21 protein-coding genes are annotated in these 24758 nt (G+C 61.5%); 3 read left to right on the plus strand and 18 right to left on the minus strand.

Annotated features, from left to right (window positions below; translation table 11 throughout):
• Positions 1 to 8: 8 nt before the first annotated feature.
• The 8 genes from AC1DV6_RS10690 to AC1DV6_RS10725 all read right to left on the minus strand — a co-directional run bounded on the left by AC1DV6_RS10690 (position 9) and on the right by AC1DV6_RS10725 (position 9171).
• The gene (locus tag AC1DV6_RS10690) at positions 9 to 602 is read right to left on the minus strand and encodes a DUF2059 domain-containing protein (protein ID WP_477977450.1); all 594 of its coding nucleotides are present in this window, start codon (positions 600 to 602) and stop codon (positions 9 to 11) included.
• Between the two features lie 128 nt (positions 603 to 730).
• Positions 731 to 1057 (minus strand): DUF3658 domain-containing protein, encoded by a 327-nt coding sequence (locus tag AC1DV6_RS10695; protein ID WP_477977451.1) that lies wholly within the window; start codon positions 1055 to 1057, stop codon positions 731 to 733.
• A gap of 598 nt (positions 1058 to 1655) precedes the next feature.
• A complete protein-coding gene (locus AC1DV6_RS10700; protein WP_477977452.1) occupies positions 1656 to 2198 on the minus strand; it encodes a CBS domain-containing protein in 543 nt (180 codons plus the stop codon).
• Positions 2195 to 2509: a hypothetical protein gene (locus tag AC1DV6_RS10705; RefSeq protein WP_477977453.1), complete on the minus strand. Its 315-nt coding sequence runs from the start codon at positions 2507 to 2509 to the stop codon at positions 2195 to 2197. The genes AC1DV6_RS10700 and AC1DV6_RS10705 overlap by 4 nt, the downstream gene beginning before the upstream one ends.
• Positions 2510 to 2671: 162 nt before the next feature.
• Positions 2672 to 3673, minus strand: a complete 1002-nt coding sequence (locus AC1DV6_RS10710) for an ABC transporter substrate-binding protein (RefSeq protein ID WP_477977454.1) — start codon at positions 3671 to 3673, stop codon at positions 2672 to 2674.
• A complete protein-coding gene (locus AC1DV6_RS10715; protein ID WP_477977455.1) occupies positions 3670 to 6009 on the minus strand; it encodes a PAS domain-containing protein in 2340 nt (779 codons plus the stop codon). Before AC1DV6_RS10715 ends, AC1DV6_RS10710 begins: the two co-directional genes overlap by 4 nt.
• 6 nt (positions 6010 to 6015) lie before the next feature.
• Complete coding sequence (locus tag AC1DV6_RS10720; protein ID WP_477977456.1) at positions 6016 to 7008, minus strand: ABC transporter substrate-binding protein; 993 nt, start codon at positions 7006 to 7008, stop codon at positions 6016 to 6018.
• A gap of 111 nt (positions 7009 to 7119) precedes the next feature.
• Positions 7120 to 9171: a S9 family peptidase gene (locus tag AC1DV6_RS10725; RefSeq protein WP_477977457.1), complete on the minus strand. Its 2052-nt coding sequence runs from the start codon at positions 9169 to 9171 to the stop codon at positions 7120 to 7122.
• Between the two features lie 108 nt (positions 9172 to 9279).
• Here AC1DV6_RS10725 and AC1DV6_RS10730 point away from each other — a divergent pair, with 108 nt between their 5' ends.
• Together AC1DV6_RS10730 and AC1DV6_RS10735 are read left to right on the plus strand one after the other, a co-directional pair.
• A complete protein-coding gene (locus AC1DV6_RS10730; RefSeq protein ID WP_477977458.1) occupies positions 9280 to 12645 on the plus strand; it encodes a S41 family peptidase in 3366 nt (1121 codons plus the stop codon).
• A gap of 69 nt (positions 12646 to 12714) precedes the next feature.
• A complete protein-coding gene (locus tag AC1DV6_RS10735) occupies positions 12715 to 13482 on the plus strand; it encodes an SDR family oxidoreductase (protein WP_477977459.1) in 768 nt (255 codons plus the stop codon).
• Between the two features lie 94 nt (positions 13483 to 13576).
• Here AC1DV6_RS10735 and AC1DV6_RS10740 read toward each other — a convergent pair whose 3' ends face one another.
• On the minus strand, positions 13577 to 14596 hold the full coding sequence (locus AC1DV6_RS10740; protein ID WP_477977460.1) for a zinc-binding alcohol dehydrogenase family protein: 1020 nt from the start codon (positions 14594 to 14596) through the stop codon (positions 13577 to 13579).
• Positions 14597 to 14699: 103 nt separating this feature from the next.
• Between AC1DV6_RS10740 and AC1DV6_RS10745 the strand changes: the two genes are divergently transcribed.
• On the plus strand, positions 14700 to 15605 hold the full coding sequence (locus tag AC1DV6_RS10745; RefSeq protein ID WP_477977461.1) for a LysR family transcriptional regulator: 906 nt from the start codon (positions 14700 to 14702) through the stop codon (positions 15603 to 15605).
• On the opposite strand, the gene AC1DV6_RS10750 is transcribed toward AC1DV6_RS10745, so the two are convergent.
• From AC1DV6_RS10750 to AC1DV6_RS10790, 9 genes are all read right to left on the minus strand, one after another.
• Positions 15599 to 15814: a SlyX family protein gene (locus tag AC1DV6_RS10750; RefSeq protein WP_477977462.1), complete on the minus strand. Its 216-nt coding sequence runs from the start codon at positions 15812 to 15814 to the stop codon at positions 15599 to 15601. The two genes, AC1DV6_RS10745 and AC1DV6_RS10750, sit on opposite strands and share 7 nt — an antisense overlap.
• A gap of 35 nt (positions 15815 to 15849) precedes the next feature.
• Positions 15850 to 16272 carry a helix-turn-helix domain-containing protein gene (locus AC1DV6_RS10755; RefSeq protein WP_477977463.1) on the minus strand — a complete coding sequence of 141 codons (423 nt, stop codon included), beginning with the start codon at positions 16270 to 16272 and terminating at the stop codon, positions 15850 to 15852.
• A gap of 54 nt (positions 16273 to 16326) precedes the next feature.
• Positions 16327 to 19431: an efflux RND transporter permease subunit gene (locus AC1DV6_RS10760; protein ID WP_477977464.1), complete on the minus strand. Its 3105-nt coding sequence runs from the start codon at positions 19429 to 19431 to the stop codon at positions 16327 to 16329.
• A gap of 14 nt (positions 19432 to 19445) precedes the next feature.
• The gene (locus tag AC1DV6_RS10765; protein WP_477977465.1) at positions 19446 to 20639 is read right to left on the minus strand and encodes an efflux RND transporter periplasmic adaptor subunit; all 1194 of its coding nucleotides are present in this window, start codon (positions 20637 to 20639) and stop codon (positions 19446 to 19448) included.
• Positions 20640 to 20684: 45 nt separating this feature from the next.
• The gene (locus tag AC1DV6_RS10770) at positions 20685 to 22079 is read right to left on the minus strand and encodes an efflux transporter outer membrane subunit (RefSeq protein WP_477977466.1); all 1395 of its coding nucleotides are present in this window, start codon (positions 22077 to 22079) and stop codon (positions 20685 to 20687) included.
• Positions 22076 to 22792, minus strand: a complete 717-nt coding sequence (locus tag AC1DV6_RS10775; RefSeq protein WP_477977467.1) for a CerR family C-terminal domain-containing protein — start codon at positions 22790 to 22792, stop codon at positions 22076 to 22078. The genes AC1DV6_RS10770 and AC1DV6_RS10775 overlap by 4 nt, the downstream gene beginning before the upstream one ends.
• A gap of 114 nt (positions 22793 to 22906) precedes the next feature.
• Positions 22907 to 23644: a siderophore-interacting protein gene (locus AC1DV6_RS10780; protein ID WP_477977468.1), complete on the minus strand. Its 738-nt coding sequence runs from the start codon at positions 23642 to 23644 to the stop codon at positions 22907 to 22909.
• Positions 23641 to 24054 carry a hypothetical protein gene (locus AC1DV6_RS10785; RefSeq protein WP_477977469.1) on the minus strand — a complete coding sequence of 138 codons (414 nt, stop codon included), beginning with the start codon at positions 24052 to 24054 and terminating at the stop codon, positions 23641 to 23643. Before AC1DV6_RS10785 ends, AC1DV6_RS10780 begins: the two co-directional genes overlap by 4 nt.
• A 53-nt stretch (positions 24055 to 24107) precedes the next feature.
• Entirely contained in the window at positions 24108 to 24647 is a 540-nt protein-coding gene (locus AC1DV6_RS10790; RefSeq protein ID WP_477977682.1) for an RNA polymerase sigma factor, read from the minus strand.
• Positions 24648 to 24758: the final 111 nt, after the last annotated feature.

A 24758-nucleotide genomic window follows, 5' to 3' on the forward strand; every position in this document is an offset into this window, starting at 1 on the left:
GACCCAAGTTAACAAGGGCTTTTGCGCCAAAACATCCACCAAAACTGTTGATTGCACGTTCTTTGCCTGTTGGATATTGTGTCCACTTCGTTCCGAAAATCCACTCCAGCGTCTTCCTGGGCTTTTGAGTTGGCGTCGCTGGTTGCCTTTGAAAGAAAGCGCGTGAAGTTTTCTTGTGCAGATGCCAACGCACGACCTGATGGACTCTGTTGGAATCTGATGATGGCATCTAGATCTTCTTCGGTGATGTTCTTGTCATACCACTCGATGTAGACTTTTTTCGTTCGCTCTACTCCGACGCCGGAGCACGACTTTTCAGCGAATCGACGAAAAGCCGCTTGAACCTGCGGCCAATCTGCAGACTTTGGAGTCATGCCTTTGTAGTCGCCGCTCTTTGCTACTACCTTTTCCGGCGCATAGTAAGCGTCAAGCGTGCTATCGATGCACTCCGCAATTCCTGACTCAATGATTCGATCAAATTTCAGGGATGCAAGCATTTGCTCGATCTTCTGCTGTTTTGACAGGGCCGTATTTGCCGCCGACACGATTCCAACGCAAGAGAGCAAAACTACAAACAAGATACTGCGAATTGTTGTTGTCATTGAGGATGTGCGGGTGAGCAGATTTCTTGCGAATGGGCGAATTCTCGATCTAACGGACTATCTTGAATATCCCCCATTTGGGGGATATTGCTTGATGTCGGCTTCCGCCGCGAAGCAGAACGGCAAGATTACTTTCCGGCAAGGCGAACCTCTGAAAACCGCATGGCCATTGCATTGCCTTGCACCTCAAGCGCGCCGCTGTTTTCCATTGCAATGATGCGAATGGGCATGTAGACATATGGCAGGTGAGGAAACTTTGCGTCAAATTCTTTCAACGAAGTTCCTACGACCATAGCCACCTTGCGCCAATGATCAGTACAGCTTTGCAAAATAAGTGCATCCACGGCGGCAGCGTCAGCGGGTGTTGCTCTCCGAATCTGAGCTAGCTCCTCCGGGGTCGGGTCGTCTTCGTTCTCGTCGTCTTCCGCTTCAGTTGGGTCTAGATGATCGGACATGATTTTCGTGATTGGTGGAGAGCATCAGTTTAGGTCTGCTATCGCTGCATAGCGGCATCTGAGTTTGACAACTGCTCATGCCTGTATAGCTTCTTCCAATTTCTGTGTTTGCCCTTCGGCCGGCTCGCGGTAGTGATACCAGCTCTCATGCGGCGAGAGCTTGCCACAAGGAAGGCATTGCGTGTCGCGCCAATGGTAAGTGCAGCCGGGGCAGACGCCGCGGGTCCAGAACGTATTCCAAATAGTTCCGCAACTTGGCATGCATTCCCAACGGTCTTCGGCACTCGGGCGCCATTTGCATTTCGGGCAATAGATTTCAGCTTCGTTCTTCACAGCTTTGCGCTTGGGTTGACTGCTCGTTGGTCTATCTGATCTTTGTAGATCAGAATTTTGATCGAACAGGCACTCTGCGACCATCCCCCATTTGGGGGATATTGGCACCTGTCTTCATTGGAGAATCTATGCCAAATATGCCTACAGAGCGCATAGAACGTGCGTAAGAAGCTCCTATTTCAATAGCGGTTTCAAACTACAGAGGAAGCGCCTGTAAGAACCGCAAGCCGATGGGCTTGGCTCCGTGTCGCTCAAGGCCGTGTTGTCATTGGTAGCCAATACCCATCACATAGTTGCGCAGCATCGCCTCTTCGTGGTTGCCCGCCGCCAGCAGCGCCCGCAAGCCGTCGCGGGCGTTCAGCACGCCGATGGGTTTGTTGTTTTCGTCAACCAGCAGCACGTGGATGAGGCCCCGCGCGTGCATCATCGCCAATACATCGGACAACAATTCCTGCTGCACGCAGGTGATGAACTCCCGCGTCATGACATCGCCCGCATGGGTGGTGAAGAAGTCGGCCTCGCCCAGCCCTAAGCGCCTGATTAGCATGGTCTCGGTGATGACGCCCAGCGCAGTGCCCGCTTCATCGCACACGATGACAACGCTGATTTGCGAATCGGACAATCGCGCCGCCACTTCAACGAGCGTTGCGTCCTGGGACACGGTGAACAGCCGGGAGCGGGCCACGGGTTCGATACCGCTAACGACCAGAGGTGCAGCGGCGCGGGCCTCTGCGGCTGCTACCAGTGGGCTCTCGGGACTATCGCCCGGTAGTAGGGTGGCTTTGCCAATCACGATGGTGTCTCTCAAACTGGTTTCGCCTTGGCGCCTGCAGCTTCGCCACCCAACGCGCCAGCAACGGCACCTACTGTGGACCCCACCACCACACCCACCGGGCCCGCCACCGCGGCGCCGATGGCGGCGCCCGTGGCCAGACCTGCGACCAAGCCGCCACCCACCAATACCGACTGGGCCTCGCGCTTCGCCTCTTCGGGGTTCAGCGCGACTTGCGCGGCAGGGTCTGTGTCCTGCGATGGAATGCCGTGGCCGGCGCGGGCCTGCTCGGCCAAGTCTTTGTCTACAAGTGGGGGGTTGGGCTTTCGGATGGTCAACGTGCTCATGTGCTTCTCCTGGAAGGTTGAAGATAGAACGCGCTCCGAACTCGGGCCGTTCAACATGTATCACGTTAATCCGCCCTAGCCAGCCTGTATGTACTGCACCGCACCGTTTAAAAAAATGAGGAAATATGCCTCTAACGACCGCAGAACGTGCGTAAGCAGCTCCTATTTCGATAGCGAATTAGTTTTGATCGAATCTACGGCTGACGGAGCGGCCTCGCGCAGCAGCGCGGGCTCAATCAGGCGCAGGGGGTTGGGCAGCTCCGCGTCTGCCTTGGCGTGACCCTCGCGCACAGCCCAGCGCAACTGGCTGCTCAAGGTGCTGACCAGGGGCTGGTCCAGCCGCAGGCGGTAGTCCTGCTCTTTCATCTGCGCCAGAGCGGATGCGGCGCTAACGCCCTGCCGCCGCGCTAGCAACTGCGTGGCTGCGTTCGGCTGCTCGCGGATGAATTGCTGGGCCCGGGCCAGTGCACGTAGCACCTTGACCATTTCTGCGCGGCGCGCTGCGCTGGCGCCCCGGGTGCTCACCAGGTTGAAGTGCTGGGTGTAGACCCGCGGGTTGGGCAGCGCCAGCGCGTCGTCGCCCAGCACAGTCATGGCGTTGGAAGCCAGGGGCTCCCAGATCGCGATGGCATCCGCGTCCTTTCGCTGCAGCATGGGCCCTAGCGCGTCGGGTGGCGAAAAGATGTGCCGCACTGCGCGGCCTTCAATGCCATGGAATAGCAACCAGCTGTCCAGAAAATACTGGGCCGAAGTGCCTCGCACAGTCGCCAGGCGCTTGCCGCGCACCTGCTCGGGGCTGGCGATGCCGGCGCTACGCCGTGCGATCAGCTTGATCTGGTGGGACGATGCACTCAGGGTTCCGAGGATGACCACATCGGGTCGCGCAAAGCTGTTGATCGCCACCACCACGTCCGCAGCGGTCGCCATGTCGACCGCGCCATCGGTCAGCAGCTTCAGGCAATTGCGCCCGCTGCTGCATTCCACCAGGTTCAGTTCCACACCCTCGCTTTTGAGATAGCCATTGCCTTCGGCCGCGTAAACCAGCAGCGACACCGGCCCACTGGAGACGGCCAGGTTCAGCGGGGCGGTCTGTGCACCGCCAAATGCCAATGCCATCACCAAAGCGATCAGGTGGCGAATACAGAGAGTAGAAAAGCCGCTCATGCCATATGGAAGGTATTGCGCCCTGCGGCTTTGGCCGCGTAGAGGGCTTCGTCGGCACGTGCCAGCAATTCCGGCACCGTGGTGATGGGGCAGGCGTTGTCCTGAAAGGCAATGCCGATGCTGGTGGTGACTTGCAGAGGCCGGCCTTCCACTTCCATGGGCTTGGCTGCCGCCTCCACAATCTTGCGCGCTACGGCCGTCGCTTCGGCGCTGCTGGGCAGGCTCTCTAGAATCACCACAAACTCGTCGCCAGCCAGACGCGCCACCAGATCGACGTGGCGCACGCTGGCTTGCAGCCGTTTGGAGAATTCGCGCAGCACAGCATCGCCAGCCGCATGGCCCAGCGTGTCGTTGATGGACTTGAACTTGTCCACATCGAGGAACATCAGCGCCAGTCCGCCCCCCGTGCGCTCGGATCGTTCCAGCGCCTCGGCCATCTTCTCGTTGAATTGCAGTCGGTTGGGCAGACCGGTCAGGGTGTCAAAACGCGCCAGCGCCTGCAGCTGCCGCTCGTAGGCCTTCAGGGCAGAGACGTCCGAGCTCAGCGTGTAGATGCCCATCACCTTGCCATCGCTGTCCATATCCGGGATGTAGCTGGTGCTCAGGTTGCGCGTTACACCCAGGGCGGTGATCTCGGCCTCATAGTCCACCCGCTCACCGCGCAGGGCGCGTTCCATAAACGGGCGGCGCGCCTCGAACAGCTCGCGGCCCACTATGTCGCCGATGGTGCGGCCCAGCATGGTCTCCGGGTCCGCACCCAGCCAGGTGCGGTAGGTTTCATTGGCAAAGTGCACCACAGTCTGCGGGTCCATGTAGGAGATCAGAACCGGCAGGTTGTCGGTAATCTGGCGCAGGCGTTGCTCACTGTGCTTGCGCGCCTGCTCCGCACGGCGCACTCGGGTCACGTCAAACGACATCAGGTAGAAGCCCTGAACTTGGCCTTGTGCGTCGCGGTCTGGCACCAGGTGGGCCTGAAAGTACAGGTCTTGCCCGTTACGCTGGACATGGCCTTCAAAGCCGCAGATCTCGCCCTGCAGCACGCGGCGCACATAGGGCGCATGTTGTTCGTAGCTGTCCCGCAGGCCTGTGCGCAGGGTGTGCTTGGAGGTGTCGCTGACATTGAGGCCTTGCGCGGCCAACGCGGCATCGTTGGCAAACAGGCAGCGTTCCTCGGTATCAAAGTGGCCCACCATCGCAGGGATGTTGTTGGTGATGGCACGCAGGCGCCGCTCGCCCTCGCCAAGGGCGCTTTGAATGGCTTTCAATTCAGTGATGTCTTTGGCGGTGGCGAAGATGCCAACGACTTCCCCGGCTTCATTGAAATCGGGGATGTAGTCGGTCAGCAGGCACACCGCTTTGCCACGCACCATGTTCACACGTTCAAAGTGCTGGCGCTCTCCTGCCAGGGCCGCTTCAAGATGGGGCTGCAGAGCGGCGTAAGTGACAGGGTCCAGTGCGTCCACGACCCGCTTGCCCACCGGGTTTCCTGCCTCGACATCCAGCAACTGCAGAAAGTAGGCGTTGATGAATTGGTAGCGCAGATCGCTGTCGATGTAGGCGATCAGGCTGGGCATGTTGTCGGTGATCAGGCGCAGGCGTTTCTCGGAGTCTTGCACCCGCTGGCGGTTCTGGGCCAGCGTCTCTGTCATGGCATCAAAGCGGCGCGACAGGTCGCCCAGCTCGTCGCTGGCCGTGCTGGCTATGCGCGCAGACATGTCGCCGCGGCTCACGGCGGCGGTGGCTTCGTCCAGGTCGCGCAAAGGCTGCAGCACACGTCGGTACACCAGAAACACCATGGACAACAGAATCAGCAGCATGGCGACCAGCGTCACAAAGGCCAGCAATTGGAAACGCTGGTCTGCGTCACGCCGCGTCTGGGTGGCGTTCTGGTACCACTGGTAGGCGTAGTCGCTCATCGCCTGCGTGCTGGTGAGCAACTGGTCGAGCAGCACTTCTTTGCGCCGCAGGTTGAAGGGCTTGTTGTCTTGCGGAATTCTTTCCAGTGCTTCAAACAGCTCGGGCAGGGACTGGCTCACTTCGCGCAGTTCGGCCAGCGCAGGGTCTTCGTCCAGTGCGATGTCGCCACCGCCCAGCACCTGGGCAATGGTGGCGTGGCGCTGGTGCCATTGCTCGGCAGCGCGTGTCTCGCCGTGGCGTGCGTACTCCTGGGTCAGCACCAGCAGGCCGGATACCTCGTGCGAGGCGACCTGCGCCTGTGTGCGGACGGCGCTGGTGCGGTCTTCTTCGCGCCCGGCGTTCACTACCGCCACCATGGCCGCCAGGCCGACGGCCGCGGACACCAGGCTGGCGCTCAATAGCAGGTTGCGCAGTTTCATGTTCGCTTAGCGCAGTGTGGCGACGGCGTCGGGTTTCACGCTGCGCAGCGGTGCGCTGTGCACCAGTTGAAGGAAATTGGGCTTGAGCGGGCCCGTAGCGTGGCCCTCGCGGCGAGCCCAGCGGGCCTCGCCCTCCATGGTCACCAGCAGGGCCTGGTCCAGTCCCAGCCGGTAGCGCAGGCCGGGCCACACGGCGTCGACAAAATCCTGCTCCAGCGCCAGCTTTTGCATCATGACTCCTTTGGCCTCCGTGGGGCGCTCCTGGATGAAACGCTCGGCCCGCTCCACCGCGCGCAACAGCTTGGCTAGCGTGCTGTCGTGAGCGCCGAGCAGCTTGCGGTGGCTGACCAGATTGAAGCTTTGGGTGTAGGCGTTGCCGCTCGGCAGCACGGTGCCGCCAGTGCCCATCGCCTTGATCGCCATGTAGCCGTAGGGCTGCCAGACCGAGATGACGTCGACCTTGCCCGATTGCAGCGCCTGCACCATGTCTTCGGGCTGCAGGCCCACCACGGTCAGACTCTTCGGGTCTACACCCGCAGTCAGCAGGTACAGCTCCAGAAAATACTCGCTGGATGTTCCTTTGATGGTGCCGATGCGTTTGCCCTCCAGCTGCGCCGGTGTCTTGATGTTGGCGCGTGCATTGGTCACCAGCTTGATGTCGTCGCTGGACTTGGTGAAGGTGCCAATGACGGCGTAGTCGCTGCTGGCAAAGCTGTTCATCACCACGGGCAGATCGCCCACGGTTGCCACGTCGGCCTGGCCGTCGAGCACCTGGCGCAGGCAGCGGTGGCCGCCCAGACATTCGTTGAACTTGATTTCCAGACCTTCGGCGGTGAAGTAGCCATTGTGCTGGGCTATGTACAGCGGCAGCGAGAGGGGAGAGCGCGACACAGCCAGCGTGAGCGGCTCCGCCCATGCGCAGCTCGCGGCTGCCAGCGCAATCCATACGCCCAGTCGCGCTACCTGGAAAAACGTCAGTGAGAGGGCATTCGTTTTCATGGCTTGGCGCCCCAGATGGGGCCTCTTCGTCTGCATTATGCACACTCCAGCATGTGTGAAATGCAAAGCAATAAAGGCCTGCAGACCCCGCGGAATGTGCGTAAGCAGCTCCTATTTCGATAGCGAATTTTTCTTGCCCGAGGTGTACCGGTCACACCACCCGGTGAACTCCGCATACCAAAGCTTGGAGTTTTGCGGCTTCAGGATCCAATGGTTCTCGTCGGGGAAGAAGACCAGGCGCGAAGGGATGGCGCGGGCGCGCAGGGTGTTGTAGTAGGCCAGGCCCTGGTAGTAGGGCACGCGGTAGTCCTGCTCGCCGTGGATGACCAGCGTGGGGGTGTTGAAGTTTTGCGCGTAGTGGTGCGGTGATTGCTTCATCACGCGGGCTTCGTTGTCCCAGTGGAACGCGCCGAGTTCGTGGCCAAACCAGAAGTAGCCGTCCGAGCCCATCATCGAGACCCAGTCGTAGCAGCCCGCGTGGCACACATAGGCCTGGTAGCGTTTGGCGGGCAGGTTGCCGTTCATGTAGGCGACCATGTAACCACCGTAGCTGCCGCCGGTGGCGACGATGCGCTTGGGGTCGATGGTGCCTGTGGCGAGCATGTAGTCCGTGCCGGCTTCCACATCCGCCATCTCGCGGCGGCCCCAGTCGCCGTTGATGCTGGAGAGAAACTTTTGCCCAAAGCCGCTGGAGCCGTGGTAGTTCACGGCGCAAGTGACGTAGCCGCTTGCGGCAAACATCTGCATGTTCCAGCGCCAGTGCCAGGTGTCGTTCCAGCAGGTGTGGGGCCCGCCGTGGATCACCTGCATCAGCGGCCATTTCTTTTTCGTGTCGGCCTTGTAGCCGGGTGGCGAGACAACCCACATCTGAATCTTGTCGCCGCCAAAGCCCTTGACCTCAACCGCTTTGGCCTCGCCCATTTGTAGGCCTGCCATCAGTTTGCTGTTGAACTTCTCGATAGCACGTTCGCCGGTTCCATCGACATCGCAGGCCAGTAGCACTGGCGGGTGTTTTACGCTGGAGCGCGCATAGACCAGTGTCTTGCCGTTGGCGCTGATGCGCAGATCGGCCGCCGTGCCGCCTTCGCCGGGGCCGCGCACTACTTCCGTGGGGGTCTTGGCGTCCACGGCCAAGCGCCAGATCGGCTGCGCTACGCCATGTTCGGCGTTGAAGTACACGGCGTCGTTGGTGGCAGCCCATTGCAGAGGGCCATGCACACCGCGGTCCCAGGTGGTGCTCCATGGGGTCAGTTTCTTGGCCTTGCGCTCCAGCAACCAGGCGCGGCATTGCTCGTTGTGTTGCTTCATGTAGTCGGTAGCGAGCAAGCCGATGTATTTGCCATCCGGCGAATAGCGCGGGCCTTCGAACGCAAAGCGCGCCAGTGACTTGTCGCGCGTGGTCAGTGTCGTGGTCTTGCCGCTCTTTACATCCATCGCGACGATGTCGGTGAACGAGAACTCGCGCGGATCGGGGTTGAAGTCAAACGTGAACGCCAGTTCTTTGCCATCAGGGCTGATGTCAAACAGCGCAGCGTCGGGCTCCTGCGGTGGCAGATGAAATGCAGTGCCCGCAAACAGGTCGCGGACCTTACCGTTGCCCGTCTCTACGACATGGATATGCGGCTTGCGGCCGCGCGCAAACCAGTGGTCCCAGTGGCGGTAGTGGTTGTGCTCCAGCACCGTGGCCTGCACCTTGTCGTCTTTGTCTTCCTTGAGTTTCTTCTCTTGCTGATCTTGCGTCTTCAGCTCAGGCCAGACCCAGGACACAAACGCGAGGCGATTGCTGTCGGGAAACCAGCGCAACGCGCTCACGCCGGTTGCTACTTGCGCCACGCGGCGCGCTTCACCACCGTCCGGGGATATCAGATACACCTGACCGGCCGCATCAGCGTCCTTGCCTTCGCCGCGCTTGGAGACGAACGCGATGGACTTGCCATCGGGCGACCATTGCGGATCGCCGTCTTTTTTTCCACGGGTGAGCTGGCGCTGTGTCTTGCCGTCGGTCGAGAGCAGCCAGAGCTGGCTGGTGCTCTCGTTTTTCTTCATGTCGTAGCTGGTGACGACAGAGCAGGTCCATTGGCCATCGGGTGACAAGCTGCCGGTACCCAAGCGCTTGAGGGACCAGAGGTCGTCGATGGTGATGGGGCGTTTGGAAGAGGGCATGGGGCTCCTGCTGCGTTGGGTTGGACAGATAAGTGCGGCCATTGTGACAGGCGAAATCTGGTAAGTTCACCGTTTTCATCTACACGCCAGCGGCGCCAAGAGTCCAGCATGAAATTCAAACTCGCCTCGTTTTCTGTCGCGCTCTTTGCGCTTCTCGCGCTCAACACAGTTGCCGTTGCAGCCGACGCCTACCTGCGCTTCCCGGCGGTGCGCGGCAACACGGTGGTGTTCACCTCCGAAGGCGATTTGTGGAAATCCACACTGGAGGGCGGCCAGGCCCAGCGGCTGACGACGCACACCAGCCCGGAGACCAACGCCGCCATCTCGCCAGACGGCCAGATGCTGGCGTTCTCGGCGTTTTACGAGGGCACGCAGGAAGCCTATGTGATGCCCATCAGCGGCGGACTGCCCAAGCGCATCAGCTTTGAGAATGGCGTTGTCCGCGTGTTGGGCTGGTCACCGCAGGGCGAAGTGCTGGTGGCAATGCAAAACGCGACCGGCCCCAATACCTACCCGGTAGTCGCGTCCATCCAGTGGCAAAACCTCAAGCAGCGGGTCTTCCCGGTGGCAGAGGCGAATGACGCAGCGCTGGACGATACCGGCCGCTTTCTGTACTTCACACGTTTTGGCCTGCAACTGTCTGGCGACAACGCGCGCCAATACCGCGGCGGCCTGAAGGCGCAGATCTGGCGCTTCGATTTGCAGGGCAAGGCGGAGGCGGTAGCAGTGCTGTCGGCCGCAGACGCCAACTTCCGGCGGCCGATGTGGTCGCAAGGCCGCTTGTATTTCATCAGTGACAAGACCGGCGCCGACAACATCTGGTCGGCCACACCCGAGGGCAAAGACCTGAAAGCGCTGACACGCCACACCGCCTGGGACGTGCGCACCGCCGCGATCGATGGCAAGCAGGTGGTTTACCAATTGGGTGCCGATCTGCGCGTGCTGGATCTGGCAACGGCGTCCGACAAGCGCCTGCCGGTGAGCCTGTTGTCCGACTTTGACCAGCAGCGTGTGCGCCAGATCAAATCGCCGATGGAGCAGTTCAGCGATGTCGATGTGGCCTGGAAAGACGAGCGCATTGCGATCACCGCGCGCGGCCGCGTGACGCTGCCGGGTCTGAACGACAAGCGCCGCATGGACATCGCGATTCCCGCGGGCGTACGCGCCCGCAACGCCGTGTTCGGCCCGGACGACAAATGGATTTACGCGATTGCCGACACCACGGGCGAAAACGAAGTCTGGCGTTATGCCGCCGACGGAAGTGCCCGGGCCGAGCAACTGACCAAAGGCGCGACCACGCTGCGCTGGGCGGTCTATCCGTCGCCTGACGGCAAGTGGATTGCGCATACCGACAAGCGTGGCCGCCTGTGGCTGCTGGACCTGGCGACGCGCAGCGAGAGCCTGATCGATGACGCAGGCGGCGACGGCGTGGAGAAGCACGACTCCGTGGTCTGGGCACCTGACAGCAAGAGCATTGCGCTGGTGCGCGAAGTAACCTGGGATGAGCGCAAACTGATGGCGGTCTACCACCTGGAGAGCAAGAAGCTGGCCTTTGTGAGTGGTCAACGCTTCAGTTCCTACGCGCCGGCGTTTTCGCCAGACGGGCGCTGGTTGTATTTCCTGTCGGAGCGCAATTTTGAAGTCGGCAACCGTGCGCCTTGGGGCGACCGCAACATGGGCCCGATATTTGACCGGCGCACCGCGGTCTTCGCGCTGGCGCTGCAGCCAGGCAACCGCTTCCCGTTCAAGTCGGATGACGAGTTCACCAGCACACCTCCGCTTCCTCCCAAGCCTGCGGCATCAGCGCCTGTGTCCCCACCTGCCACAGCAGCCTCCACACCCAAGAGCGCAGCCAGCGCTCCCACTGCCGATACGGCCAAAAAACCGGACGAGCCCAAGCTGCCCGCCATCGTGATGGACGGCCTGGCGCAGCGGCTGTTCGAGGTGCCGCTGCCTGCCGGCAAGTACACGGACCTGGCGGTCGACGCGAAGCGCCTGTATGTGCTGGAAGCAGACCAGGCGGTTGCCGGCAAGGCCAGCCTGAAGACGCTGGCGACCGAGAAGAACGGCCCCAAGCCGGAGACTTTTGTAGACAACGTCCGCAGCTTCGCGCTGTCGGGCGATGGCAAGCGTGTTTTCTACCGTACCTTTGCGATGCAGGGTTCGGGTGACTTCTATCTGGTCGATGCGGGTGCCAAGCAGCAAGCCGACATCTCCAAGCAGAAGTTCAAACTGGACGACTGGTACATCAGCTTCGACCCGCGCGCCGAGTGGAAGCAGATGGTGCAGGACGTCTGGCGCCTGCAGCGTGACTACCTGTTTGACCACACGATGCGCGGTGTCGACTGGACCGCGATGCGCACCAAATACTTCCCGCTGGTGGACCGCGTCAGTGACCGCGACGAATTAAACGATGTGCTGGCGATGATGACGGCCGAGCTGGGCGCACTGCACTCGCAGATCGTGCCGGGCGATGTGCGCCGCGCGCCACCCGAAGGCGTGCCCTCCAATCTGGGCGCGCTGTTGGAGCGGGTTGCCAATGGCTACCGCATCGAACGTATCTTCCAGGGCGTGCGCGAGCTGCCATCAGACCGCGGCCCGCTGGCGCAGCCGGATGTGGATGTTCGTGTGGGCGACGTGATCACCGCTGTCAATGGCCGCTCGGTCAACGACGTGCGCCATATTTCTGATTTGCTGTTGAACCAGGCCGGACTGCAAACCCGGCTGGACCTGATGCGCGGCGAGAAGACGCTGGCAGTGATTGTCAAACCCGTAGCGCAGGCGCGGCACCAAGTGCTGCGCTATAGCGACTGGGAGCAAGAGCGCGCTGAACGCGTTGACACCGCATCGAAGGGCCGTATCGGCTACCTGCACCTGCGTGCCATGGGCCCGCCCGACATTGCGACGTTTGCGCGTGAGTTCTACAGCAACCTGGCCAAGGACGGCCTGGTGATTGATGTGCGGCGCAACCAGGGCGGCAGCATCGACAGCTGGATCATCGAGAAGCTGCTGCGCAAGAACTGGGCTTACTGGACTGGCACCCACGGCGCGCCAGGAGCGATCAACATGCAGGGTACGTTCCGCGGCCACTTGATCGTGTTGACCGATGAATTGACCTATTCAGACGGCGAGACTTTCGCAGCGGGTATCAAGGAGCTTGGCATTGCGCCGGTGGTCGGCAAGACCACTGCCGGCGCCGGCGTCTGGCTCGGCGACGGCACCAAGCTCTCGGACAATGGCCGTGCCCGCACCGCCGAATCGGCACAGTTCCTGACCAGCACCAACCAGTGGATTGTGGAAGGGGTTGGCGTCACGCCGGATGTCGAAGTCGACAACCCACCGCACGCCACCTTCATGGGCCAGGACCTGCAGCTGGAGACCGCCATCAAGATGCTGCAAAAGAAGATTGCCGACAGCCCGGTGAAGAAGCTGGCGCCTGGGAAGATGACGCCGATGGCGCTGGAACCTAAGTGACCGTTTGTTGACGGGTTTGCTTCTAAGCTTGCGCGCATCCCAACTCGCAATGCTGACAGAGGCAACCGTATGAACGAACTGTTTTCACTCAAAGGCCGCACCGCACTCATCACCGGAGGCTCACGCGGCATCGGTCGCATGATTGCCGAGGGCTTCCTGGCGCAAGGCGCCCGCGTCTACATCAGCGCGCGCAAAGCCGCGGTCTGCGACCAGACTGCGGCTGAGCTGTCATCACTGGGGCACTGCGTTTCCTTGCCCGCCGATGTGTCGACCGTGGATGGCGCCAAAGCGCTGGTAGCGGCCTATTCCAAACACGAAGATGCGCTGGATATTCTGGTCAACAACGCGGGTGCCGCATGGGGCGCGCCGTTCGATGACTTCCCCGAGAGCGGCTGGGACAAGGTGGTCGATCTGAACCTGAAGACGCCGTTTTTCCTGACACAGGCGCTGCATGCGCATTTGCAAAAGGCGGCACAGGCGCGTGTGGCCAAGGTCATCAACATCGCGTCCATCGACGGCGTGTCGGTCAACCCGCAAGAGACTTATTCCTACGCGGCCAGCAAGGCCGGCCTGATCCACCTGACACGCCGCATGGCGCTGCGCTTAGCCAAGGACAACATCGCGGTGTCTGCGATTGCGCCGGGCGCGTTTGCCTCCGAGATGAACCGCGAAGCGCGCGACCATGCGGAGGAAATCTCTGCCCACATCCCCGCGGGCCGCATTGGCACGACGGAGGATATGGCGGGCGCTGCGATTTACCTCGCTTCGCGCGCGGGCGACTACGTGGTGGGCTCTACGTTGGTCGTGGACGGCGGCGTCACCCACGCACGCGGTTGAATGCAGTTTGGCTAGAGAATTCCAATGAAATTGGCCTCCGGACCGCATGGAACGTGCGTAAGCAGCTACTGAATTTGTAGCGTCTTGCGCGCCGTCAGACCCATCCCTCCAGCACCACCTTGCCGCGTGCGGTGCCGGATTCGATCAGCGCGTGCGCGCGCTTCAGGTTCTCGGCGTTGATGCTGCCAAAGCGCTCGGCCAGCGTGGTGCGGACCAGGCCCGCATCCACCATCTGCGCCACTTCATTCAGTAAATGGTGCTGGGCAATCATGTCGGGCGTGTTGAACAGGGAGCGAGTGAACATCGACTCCCAATGCACGGACGCGGCCTTGCGTTTGAAGGGCATCACGTCTAGCGTGGGCATGTCGTCAATCAGCGCGAACTTGCCTTGCGGTGCCAATGCCTCAACGATCTGTGGCAGGCGATCTGCCGTGTGCGTCAGGCTGACGATGTGGTCGACCTGCGGGATGCCGATGCGCGTCAGCTCAGTTTGCAATGGCAAGCTGTGGTCGATCACATGGTGCGCGCCAAGTTCTTTCACCCAGGCTTGGGTCTCGGGCCGCGATGCGGTGGCAATGATGGTCAGCGCAGTGAGCCTGCGCGCCAATTGGACCAGCACGGAGCCGACGCCGCCCGCCGCACCAATGACCAGCAGTGTTTGCGGATTGGGTTTCTTGCCGGGCACCAGCGCCAGGCGGTCAAACAACAACTCCCACGCGGTGATGGTGGTCAGCGGCAGCGCGGCGGCCTGCGCAAAGTCCAGGCTGGCGGGCATATGGCCGACGATGCGCTCGTCCACCAGATGCAGTTCGCTGTTGGTACCCGGGCGCTGGATGGCGCCTGCGTAGTAGACACGATCACCGGCTTTGAACAGGGTTACGTCCGGCCCGACGGCGCGCACGATACCTGCGGCGTCATAGCCCAGCACTTTGTGGCTTTGGCCTTCAGCCGGAGCGGCACTGGCGCGTACTTTGGTGTCCACGGGGTTGACCGAGACAGCACGCACTTCGACCAGCAAATCGTGGCCCAGCGCGACCGGGTCGGGCAGGGTGATGTCTTGCAGCGCGGAGGCTTCGGAGATGGCTTGGGGGCGTTGGTAGCCGATGGCTTTCATGACGATTTCCTTGAAGGTTTGAAGAGATGGCCGAATCATCTCGCCCCTCGTCATAAAGAGAAATAGGTTTCCATTTGAACCTATATTCAAATAAAATTTGAAGATGAAAGCATTGCAAGACCTGGACATTTTTGTGCGCACCGTGGATTCGGGCAGCCTGTCGGCCACCGCGCGGGCGCTGGACATCACGCCTGCCGCAGCTAGCGCGGCGCTCAAACGGCTGGAGGCCGAGCTGGGCGCCAACCTGCTGGTGCGCTCCACGCGCAGCCTGCGCCTGACGCCTGAAGGCGCGGTGTTTCTAGAGCATTGCCGCTCGGCGTTGGCTACCTTGCAGGAAGGCCAGCACGCACTGGCGACTGGGCGCACGGAGGTGCAGGGTGTGCTGCGGCTGGCCGCGTCGTCGGACATGGGGCGCAATGTGCTGCTGCCCTGGCTGGATGCGTTTCAGACGCTGCACCCGCAAGTACGGTTTCGATTGCAGATATCAGACCGCCTGGCGAATATGTACAGCGAACCGGTAGACGCTGCGTTTCGCCACGGCGAGCCGCCCGACAGCAACCTGGTGGCGCTGCCGGTCGCGCCCAATAACCGGCGCGTGCTGTGCGCCTCACCCGCGTATCTGGCGCAGTACGGTGCGCCATTGAAGCCCAGCGATTTGGTCGATCACGATTGCCTGTGCTTCATGCTGGGTGGTGAGGTGAACGACCGCTGGCATTTCTTTCGCGATGGCAAAGAGGAGGCGGTGAGCGTGGGCGGCAGCCATGTTGCCAACGATGGCGACGTGGTACGCCGCTGGGCTGTGGCCGGACGCGGCGTGACTTACAAGGCGTGGCTGGATGTGGCGCAGGATTTGAAGGCGGGGAGGCTGGTGGCGCTGTGTACCGAATGGCAAACCGAACCGGTGCCGCTTTACATGGTGCTGCCGGACCGGAGGCAACTGACGCCTGCTCTGCGCTTACTGCGCGAGTTTGTCAGCCAGGCGTGCCTGGATTTGCAAGCCGCTCAATAGTGCGGCGGTAGCTCGTCGCGCAGATTGCTGGTGCCGGGTGCGGACTCGGGCCGCTGCTCGCGCAGCTTTACCAGTGCTTCGACCAGATGGTCTATCTGTTGTTGCTGGCGGATGATGACCTGGTCGAGTTTGTCGACCAGATCTTCCTGGTAACTGACCTTGATTTCCAGTTCGGTGATGCGGGCGTCGAGGTCTTGAGAGGGGTTCATCCCTCTATTGGACACCAGAAGGACACCAGAAGCGTTTAGCGCAACGCGCTTTGCAGGTGACCGGGCTGTGGCAGGGGTAGCAACAAGTCATCGTTCGATGCCGGGCGCGTCGCTATCGGGCCAAACGACGTCGCCAGCTTGGCATCCTGTTTGCGTTTGCGGCACTCGCGGGCGATTTGGGCTTTGGATTTTTTTGCGCGCGGAGCGTCTTTCTCATTGCCCAGTTTGAAGACACGCAGGCTTTCGCGGCCGGTCGTGTCTCTTTCCCATGCGCATATATGGACTACGCCTTCCTTGCGCAGCGCGCGCATGTACTCGTGCAGGGTGCTGATATTGAGTCCGCTGACCAGCTTCAGTTCGTTGATGCTGCAAGGGCCATCCAATAACGCCCGTGTGATCTTGGCCATGCTCAAGGCACCAAGTCGTACGGGTTTGCTGAGGTCGTCGGTGGCTTGCATGGACAAAGGGAGGAATGGTGTATTCCTCCCTTTATCGGCATTTGTAAAGCTTCCTTAAACCGGCTTGGTTGCCACTGCGTGCGCAGTCTCGGCTGGCGGCTGGCGCAAAACCTTGCGTTTGATGCGCCCGACGAAGTGCTCAATGTCGTCCACGATCGTGAAGAAGCTCGGCGTCACCAGCAGGCTCAGGATGGTGGAGGTAATCAAACCACCAATCACCGCCGCGGCCATCGGCGCGCGGAAGCTGTTGTCGGCATGGCCCAGGCCAATCACCAGTGGCAGCATGCCGGCCACCATCGCAATGGTAGTCATGATGATGGGGCGCGCGCGTTTGTGGCACGCGTCCATCAGCGCTTCAAAGCGATCCAGGCCGTGCTCACGGCGCGCCATGATCGCGTACTCCACCAGCAGAATCGAGTTCTTGGTCGAGACACCGATCAACATCACCAAGCCGATGAACGACGGCATCGACAGCATTTTTCCGGTGACCAGCAAGCCCATGAAGGCGCCGCCGAACGACAGAATGACCGCCGGAATGATGGAGATGGGGTGCAGGAAATCCTTGAACAAAAGTACCAGCACGATGTAGATACACAGCACGCCAGTCAGCATCGCCATACCGAAGCCGGCAACCATTTCGCCTTGTACTTCGGCATCGCCAATCTCCAGTTGCTGCACGCCAGCGGGGAGGTTCACGATGCTGGGCAGCTTGGCCACGGCTTCGGTCACTTCGCCCAATGGCACACCCGACAACTCCACTTCGAAGTTGACGTTGCGCACGCGGTTCAGGCGGCTGACCACCGCAGGCCCACCGGACATTTCAAACGTTGCCACCTGGCTCAGCATCACCGGGCCTTTGACACCAGGCACCATCAGGCGGCCCAGCACTTCGAGGTCCTGGCGCGCATCGGTGTCGAGCTTGACGACGATAGGCACCTGGCGCTGGCTCAGATTGAGCTTGGCGAGCGCCGAGTCGTAGTCGCCCATCGTCGCGATGCGCAACGTCTCGGCAATGGCTGCACTGGTCACGCCCATGTCAGCGGCCTTCGCAAAGTCAGGTCGTATCGCGACTTCGGCGCGCGTCAGGCTGGCGCTGGATGAAATATTGCCCAGGCCTGGGATCTTGCGCAGGTCTTTCTCCACCGCGGCGGCAGCGGCTGCCAGTGCGACCGGATCTTCGCCCTTGAGTGCGAGCTGGTATTTCTCGCCCGAGCCACCCAGGCCCACCTTGAATCGGGCGCCCGGCAGTTCAGAGAGTGCGGTGCGCATCTCGCTTTCGATGATCTGCTTGCGCGGGCGCTCTCCGCGCTCTGCCAGCAACACGGTCAACGTGGCCTTGCGCACTTCGGTGCTGGCACCGCCGGCAAATGGGTCTGAGCCTACGGAACCGCCACCGGCCGTGGTGTAAATGCTCTCCACGTGCTTGACCTTGCCAATCATTTCACGGGCGCGCTCGGCAGCGGCGTGCGTTTGCGCCAGCGTGGTGCCGGGTGGCAGTTCCAGATAGACCTGGGTTTGCGAGTTGTCGTCCGGCGGAATGAAGCCGCTCGGAATCAGAGGCACCAGAAACAGCGAACCGATGAAGAAAGCGACGGCTGCGCTGACGGTGATCCAGCGGTGGTTTAGCGTCCAGCGTGTGATGCGCAAGTACAGCGGCATCCAGGTCGGCTCTTCATGCACATGGGTGGACGGCTTCATGATGTAGGCGGCCATCATCGGCGTCAGCACACGGGCGACGACCAACGACGCAAACACCGCGAACACGGCGGTCCAGCCGAACTGTTTGAAGAACTTGCCAACCACGCCGCTCATAAAGGCGGTGGGCAAAAACACGGCGATCAGTGCGAACGTCGTGGCGATCACGGCCAAACCGATTTCGTCCGCCGCTTCCATTGCGGCTTGGTAGGGCGTCTTGCCCATGCGCAGGTGGCGCTCGATGTTTTCCACTTCCACAATCGCATCGTCCACCAAAATACCGATCACCAGCGATAGCGCCAGCAGCGTCACGATGTTGGTGGTGAAGCCCATGTAGTTCATGCCAATGAACGCAGGAATCGCCGACAGCGGCAGCGCCACCGCAGATACCAGCGTCGCACGCCAGCTGCGCAGGAAGAACCACACCACGATCACCGCCAGCACGGCGCCTTCGTACAACATGGTCATCGACGCGTCGAACTCTTCCTGCACCGGTGTGACAAAGTCAAACGCCTGGGTTAGTTCCAGGTCGGGGTGCTGTACCTTCAGGTCGGCCAATGCCTTGGTGACTGCGGCGCCCACTTCGATTTCGCTCGCGCCTTTGCTGCGGGTGATTTCAAACCCGACCACCGGCTTGCCGTTCAACGACGCAAAGCTGCGCTGTTCAGCGACGGTGTCCTTGACGCTGGCGATCTCATCCAGACGCACGCGCTTGCCGTTGGAAAGGGTCAGCTCCAGTTGCGACAGCTCGGCCACGGTGGCGACGGTTGCCAGTGTGCGCATCGGTTGCTCGGAGCCGCCCAGATCGGCACGGCCACCGGCGCTTTCGGTTTGCACTTGCTTGAGCTGACGCGACACATCGGCCGCGGTTGCACCCAGGCTCTGCAGCTTCAGCGGATCGAGCGCGACCTGCACTTCACGGGTGACGCCACCGACGCGGGCCACGGAGCCTACGCCGCGCACGCCCAACAATGCACGCGAAATCGTATTGTCGACAAACCAGCTCAGCGCTTCGTCATCCATCTGTCCGGAGCGGATCGTGAACGCCAGAATTGGCGCGCCCGACAAGTTGATCTTGCTGACGATAGGGTCACGCAAATCGCTGGGCAGATCGCTGCGCACCTGCTGGATAGCGCTGCGCACATCGTCCACGGCTTCCTGCGTGGGCTTCTCCAAGCGGAACTCGGCGGTTACCGAGACCATGCCGTCGGACACATTGGTGTAGATGTTTTTCAAACCAGACAACGGCGCAATCGCGTTTTCCAGTTTGCGTGCGACTTCGGTTTCCAGTTGCGCGGGCGCGGCGCCCGGCAGTGCGGCAGAGACCGAGACCGTGGGCAGTTCCAGATCGGGGAACTGCTGGATCTTCATCGCGTTGAAGGACATCATCCCTGCCAGCGTCAGCAGCACAAACAGCATGACGGCGGGGATGGGGTTTTTAATCGACCAGGCGGAGACATTCATGAGGAAGGTGCTCCTTATTTAGTAGCTGCTTGCGCCTGCTTGGCGGGCGCTGCGGGCACATTGGGTGTCGATTCCACAACTTTCACCAAGTCGCCTTCGCTCAGGAAGCTGGCGCCGCTGGCAACCAGTTTGTCTTCTGCCTTCACGCCACCGAGCAGCTCGACCTGATCGCCCAGCGTGCGGCCAGTCTGCACCTTGACTTGGGCGACGCGGTTGTCCGCGCCAACGCGGTAGACATAGCTGAAACCATCGCGCACGACGAGGGCGGTGTTCGCCACCGTCAAGCCGCCGGAATTGCCCAGCAAGAATTCACCTCGGGCAAACATGCCGGGTTTGAAGGCGCCCGTTGCGGCATTCGTGCCACTGACCGGGCCGCTCAAATCGACATAGACCAAACCGTTGCGCGTAGCCGCATCCACAGTCGGAGCGACCATGCGCACACGACCCTTCATTTGCGCTCCGCCCGGCGCGGTCACGAGGACGGCCGTGCCATTGGTCACGCGGCCGATTTCGGAGGAGGTGACTTCGCCGCGCCATTCCAAACGGCCATGGCGGATCAGCTTGAACATCTCGGTGCCCGCGCCGACGACCGAGCCAACCGTGGCACTGCGTGCGGAGATCACGCCGTCATCTGGCGATTCCAGCCGCGTGTGCTTCAAGCGCAGCTGCTGGGCATCGAGTTGCGCCTTGGCGGAATCGACACGTGCTTTGGCTGCCAGTTCTGCGGTCAGGTATTGATTGATCTGTTGTGCGCTCAAGGCGCCAGTGCCTTGCACGGCGCGGGCGCGGTCGGCGTTGGCACTGGCCTCTGCACCGTTGGCGGTGGCCTCCGCCACGCTGGCGCGGGCCAATGCGACATCGGCCTGCACGCTCTCGGCGGCAAAGCTGGCCAGCAATTGGCCGCGTTTGACGTGGTCACCAATCGCGGCGTGCAACTCGGCAACGCGCAAGCCGTTGACTTCTGTGCCCACGCTGGCTTCCTGCCACGCCGTCACGCTGCCGTTGGCCGACAGCTTGATCGGCAGCGTGCCAGTCTTGGCTTGCGTGATGGAAACGGTGAGTGCGGGCTTGGCGGTGGTGGCGGGCTTGTCAGCAGCGCGCGACTGGCTGGCGACCAGACCGAGGCTGGCCACGGCGAGTACGCCAGCAGCCATCATCGCCAGGGTGAGGGGAGGGAGTTGCTTCAGACGCTGTGTGAAGTTGTTCATGGTGCGTGCTCTTTAAGAAATGAGATTCGATGAATGGTTTGGAAATCAGGATTGGGACGCTTGCCAGCCACCACCGAGGGCGCGGTACAGCGTCACCCAGGCGCGGTTGCGTTCCAGTTGCAGGTTCAGTTGTGCGGTTTGCGCGGCAAGCGCATTGCGGCGCGCATCTTCCAGTTCGACCAAACTGGCAAGGCCCTGGCCATAGCGGGTTTGTGTCGCGGCGAGCGACTCGGTGTAGCCCTTGGTGGCCACTTCAGAATCCGCACGGCGAGCTTCAGTGCTTTGCAGCGTCACCAGCGCTTCTTCCACTTCGCGCACCGCGTTGCGCACCTTGCCCTGGTAGGCCAGCACAGCGGTGTCGTAGTTGGCGCGGGCGTAATCGACGGCAGCTGCACGCTGGCCTGCGTCAAAGATTGGCAGGCTCAAAGCCAGCGGGCCGAACGACCAGGTCGAGCCATTGGTTTCCACACCGTCCGTGTTCAGCCGCATCGCGCCGATCGAGCCGGACAGCGAAAGGCGTGGCAGACGCTGTGCGATTGCACTGCCCACTTGCGCACTGGCCACCACCACATCGCGCTCGGCGGTGAACACATCGGGGCGCTGGGAGATCACTTGGGCTGGCACGCTTGCTACAGAAAAAGGAGCTGCTTGCGCACTATTGACGGGCGCTGCAGCCAGTTTTTCTTTCAATGCTGGCTCTGGGATGGCGGTCAGCGCGACCAGGCCTTTGATGACGATCTGGCACTGCGCGGACTGCATGGTCACACGGCTGTTGGCGTCTGCGGCGCTAGCGCGCGCTAGTGCGGCGATGGATGGTGCAAAGAAACCGGCGCGGGCAGAGATCTCGCTCAGGCGGGCGGTTTCCTGGCGCGAGGTGCTGTCGCGTTGTGCCACATCGAGCAATTGCTGGCAGGTGGAGAGGCTGTAGTACAGGTTGGCCACTTCGGCGGCGACCATTACGCGGGCGTCATGCCACTGTGCCTGGCTGCTCTCGACCTGCGCCCGGGCTGCGCTGCTGACGGCGCGATTGGCGCCCACCAGGTCCAGCTCCCACGCGGCTTGCAAGCCCAAGGTCTGCGTGGTGATCACGGGCAGGTCGGGCTGCTGCACGCCGCGGCTGGCTGCCAACTGGGCATTCACCTGCGGCAGCAGTGCCGAGCGGGCTGTGGCCTGGTTGGCGCGAGCCTGCGCGATGCGTGACAGCGATTGAGAGACGGAAGGGCTCTGCGCTTGGGCGGCGGTAATCAGTTCGACGAGCAACGGATCGCCTTGCTGTTGCCACCACTGGGCGAGCGCCACGACCTTGCCGTCGTGCGGCAGCGGGGCGTACCACTGTGCAGCAGCGGGTGCGTCTACGTGGGTAGGGGGCATCAGCGAGGAGCAGGCCGCAAGCGCCAACGCGGCGGCCAGGGCAGAGGCGGTTCGTAGAGAAGTCTTCATTTTTTGGTCTTGGGTTTTGAAGGGGAAGAGGGTGTGGTCTTGGCTGGCACGCGGCGGCGGCCTTCAGCCTCGACCAGTGCCATCGCGCTGTCCACCATGCGCGCGTGGTAGCGGTCCAGCGCGGCGCCAGAGCCAATCAGGCCGGGGCGAATCGCCTGGATCACGTCAATACCCACATGCAGCATCACGCCCAGGCCGGCAATCTCGAATGCCAGGTGGTGGATGCCATCGTCAGGTTTCTTGAGACCCAGATGGCGACACAGCGCCAGCGCCAGCGCTTCGTGGGAGGGTTTGATGTTGTCGTCGATCTCGGCCTGCCACATGCCGGTGGGCTCAATCATTTCGCGAAAGTGCAGTTTCATGCACTGGCGGATTTGCTGTCCGGTCTTCAGCGGCTCGACGAAGGTGCTTAGCATCAGCGAAAGCGTGCTGCGCATATCCAGCGGCGGCGCGTTTTCGTCGGGTGGGGCAAACGGCGGGTTGTAGCGCGGGTCGGCAAATACGGCGCGGTACAGGCCATTCTTGTCACCAAAGTAATAGCTGATGGAGGCGATATTGGCCTGGGCCGCCTGTGCGATCTCGCGGGTGGAAGTCTTGGCGAAGCCTTTGTCGGCGAACAGGGTCAGCGCCGCGTCCAGCAGGCGGTTGCGCGCTTCCTGGCCGTCGCTGCGCAGGGGTTTGGTGACGGGAGGGGTATTTGCGGTTTTTGCCATGGAGCGCGGATTGTACGACTTAAATCAATCGTTTGATTACATTCGAAAAACAAGGATTGAACTATTCGGAATAGGCGGTTGATTGAGGGCGCGCTGCGTCGGTGCGGTTGTCCATTAGTCCAGCCCTGTCTTGCCGGGCGCCCAATAGGCTTTGTTCTGTAAGCGGTTCGAGCCCATGCCAAGCGGCTTAAGCCATTTGCGCATGTTTTGGATAGAACCCGCCTTGCCCGAAAGCACGATGTGTGCCGTCGGCAGCGCCTGCAGCGCCGACTGCATCTTTGCCTCCAGTTCGGTCCACTGCGCATCGCTTTCATACCGTACCCCCAGATACGCGTTGTTAAGCCCCAGGCGGCGGATGGCCGGTTGCGATTCGGTGAGCGAGGACACTTCCAGGAACAGGTGTTCCTTTTGTGGCCGCACAGCCTTGGCCAGCGCGTATGCCAGGCCGAAAGATGTTTCATCGCCGAACAGCAGCGCCGAGTCGGTGGCGCTGGTCAAGTCCATGGACTTGCGCGGACCCAACATGGCGCATTCGTCACCCTTGCAAAGGGTACGCGCCCAATGCGTGCCTGGGGCGTCGCCATGCAGATACACCAGAATGCGTGTGCGCCCATGCTTGGCATCCCAGTCCATGGGCGTGTAGGTGCGTTGCACCCAGCCACCCAGCTGGATTTGAACTTTGTCGCCCGGCGTCCAGGCGACGTTGCGCAGAGCCTCACCGCCCAAAGTCACGATGCGAAAAGCGGTACCGACATCTTCAACCTCGAGCACCTGCGCGTGGCGCATGAACAATCGGACCATTGCCGATTCGAGCAAGCCAGCGCGTCTGGTTGTCGTCGTGGTTTCGCTCATTGCTCCTGCGTCCCCGCATTTTTGGTGGAGCCGGAATCCACGCTGCAATCCGCGCCAAAGCCAGCACCAAAGCGCCCGCCCCAACGGCCTTTGAACTGCTGTCGCATCTGCTCGCGCTCTTCCGGACTCATGCGCGCCCACATTTCGCGGCGTCCGCGCCAGCCATGGCCGCCCAGTCCGCCGAACAATATCTTGCAAAGCACCAAGAGGCCCAGGCCATGCCAATAGTCAATTTGTTGTGCACCGGTGAACAACGCGGGCATCAACCAGTTCCATAGCAACATGACCAGCCAGCCCACGGCGGCAACGCCAGCGAGTATGAATAACGCCATCATCAAAAACCCCGCCTTGCGGCCAAACTTTCGCTCCAGGGGATGCTCCGGACGATCCGCAAAAAACTTTTTGTGCATTTCATTTACCTCTCAAAAAAGATGGCCCGTGCAAAGCGCACCATCAAACCTATTCAAATCAATTCGTCGTACAAGGGTTGCAATCGCTCTCGCAAATGCAGGATGGCGCGCCGTTTCCAGCCAAGCAGGGTGTTGACCTTGATGCCGCTTTGCGCCGCCAGCTCCTTGAAGCTCCACCCATCCAGTTCATGGGCGATGAACACCTCGCGCAGCTGGACAGGCAATTCATCCAGTGCCGCCGAAATCGCCTCCAGCAAGGCGGCACGCGCAAACGCAGCTTCCGGCCCGCCGTCAACGGCCGGCAAAGCCTGCTCTAACCAGTAGTTGCCGTCCTCATCCTCAACATCGGACAGTGATTCCTCACGCTTCTTGCGAAACCTGTCGATGATGCGGTTGCGTGCAACGCGAAACAGCCAGGCGCCGACCTGCTCGATCGGCTGCGGCAAACGCCAGGCCTCCACCAGCTCGAAAAAGACATCCTGCAGGATGTCTTCCGCCTCGCCCAGATCCGGAACGCGCCGACGGATGAACCCGCCCAGACGGCCGCGCTCGCGCGCGATGATTTCCGTCAAGTCATGGTTTTGCTCGTCCATCAGGGCGTAGGGAAGTTGTTGATTCAGCGTCGCGTCCACACCATTGAAGACGGATCAGCGGCAGGAATATTGTGGGATGCGCAACTTTTTTTCAAGGCTGCGCAGGAGTCC

The organism is Rhodoferax sp. P2_H8_2 (assembly GCF_056403235.1).